This is a genomic window from Leyella stercorea (genome assembly GCF_021531355.1).
Lineage (GTDB): Bacteria > Bacteroidota > Bacteroidia > Bacteroidales > Bacteroidaceae > Prevotella.
The window spans coordinates 1-1,702 of the sequence record NZ_JADYTS010000147.1 but is presented as its reverse complement, the minus strand read 5'-3'; the positions used below and the strand labels follow the sequence as shown (position 1 = coordinate 1,702).

Sequence of the window (1,702 nt, the reverse complement as noted above, 5' to 3'; positions counted from 1 at the left end):
ACTAAAAGCCCCACCCCCAGCCCCTCCCCCGCAGGGAGGGGAGCGGTATGATTTGAAGGTGGAGTTTTTTCTAATTAAATAAAAATAAGAATTAAATAAACAATAAAAAAAAGTAGCCCAGCACATCACTCCCCTCCCTGCGGGGGAGGGGCCGGGGGTAGGGCTTTCCGTGGTGGGACTTTTAATATATTATATAATTATGAAAAAGGTTGTTGTAGCATTTTCAGGAGGTCTTGATACCTCATACACAGTAATGAAATTGGCCAAGGAAGGCTATGAGGTATACGCAGCATGTGCCAATACTGGCGGTTTCTCGGCAGAGCAGTTGGTAACCAATGAGCGCAATGCTTATCGTCTCGGTGCCAAGCAGTATGTAACGCTCGACGTTACGCAGGAGTACTACGAGAAGTCGTTGAAGTATATGATTTACGGCAACGTTATGCGCAACAACTGCTATCCTATTTCTGTTTCGTCGGAGCGTATCTTCCAGGCCATCGCCATTGCACGCTACGCTAAGGAGATTGGTGCCGATGCCATCGCCCACGGTTCTACTGGTGCTGGCAACGACCAGATCCGTTTCGATATGACCTTCCTCGTTATGGCACCGGGTGTGGAGATTATCACACTTACTCGCGACAAGGCTCTCTCACGTAAGGAGGAGGTTGACTACCTCAACGAGAACGGATTCTTTGCCGACTTCACCAAGTTGAAGTATTCATACAACGTTGGTATCTGGGGCACCAGTATCTGCGGTGGCGAGATACTCGACTCTACCCAGGGTTTGCCTGAAGAGGCTTACCTGAAGCACGTGACACGTGAGGACGAGTCGGAACTGAAGATTACGTTCGAGAAGGGCGAGATTGTTGCCGTCAACGGCGAGAAGTTTGACGACAAGGTGGCTGCCATCCAGAAGATAGAAGAGATTGGCGCAGCCTACGGCATTGGCCGCGACTGCAACGTAGGCGACACCATCATCGGCATCAAGGGCCGTGTAGGTTTTGAGGCAGCTGCTCCTAAGCTCATCATCGAGGCCCACCGTCTGCTTGAGAAGTACACGCTGAGCAAGTGGCAGCAGTACTGGAAGGACCAGGTAGCCAACTGGTATGGCATGTTCCTCCACGAGAGTCAGTATCTCGAACCTGTCATGCCCGACATCGAAGCGATGCTCACATCGTCGCAGCGCAACGTCAATGGTACAGCCATACTGAAGCTTCGTCCGCTCGGTTTCGAAACCGTAGGTGTAGACAGCAAGGACGATTTGCTCAAGTCGAAGCTCGGAGAATACGGCGAGATGCAGCACGGATGGACAGCCGAGGAGGCTAAGGGATTCATCAAGGTGCTCTCTACTCCGCTGCGTGTATACTACGGCATCCATCCCGACGAACAGCGCTAATTCTTGCAACTTTTCAGTCCTCCGCAACGTCAAATAGGTAGATAATAATAAAAAAACTATACGACTATGAATAGAAAACTTCAGCGTTCGTCGACCGACTGTATTCTCGGTGGCGTTTGTGGCGGACTTGCCAATTATTTTGAATTTGACCCTACACTCGTTCGTGTGGCTTACGTGTTGCTCACTGTCTGCACAGCATTCAGCGGAACACTCGCCTATCTGCTGCTTTGGTTTGTCATGCCGAAGCAGGAAGCATAGAAGCAGCAATGTCACACAAAGCCCCATAGCAGCCACACTCCCCACAAAGCC

Annotated in this window: 2 protein-coding genes; both read left to right on the top strand. The window is 50.6% G+C overall.

The features are described from left to right. Positions 1–199: 199 nt before the first annotated feature. Entirely contained in the window at positions 200–1,393 is a 1,194-nt protein-coding gene (locus I6E38_RS14680) for an argininosuccinate synthase (RefSeq protein ID WP_235394684.1), read from the top strand. A 66-nt stretch (positions 1,394–1,459) separates the two neighbouring features. Continuing rightward, positions 1,460–1,651 (top strand): PspC domain-containing protein, encoded by a 192-nt coding sequence (locus tag I6E38_RS14675; protein ID WP_235394683.1) that lies wholly within the window; start codon positions 1,460–1,462, stop codon positions 1,649–1,651. Positions 1,652–1,702: the final 51 nt, after the last annotated feature.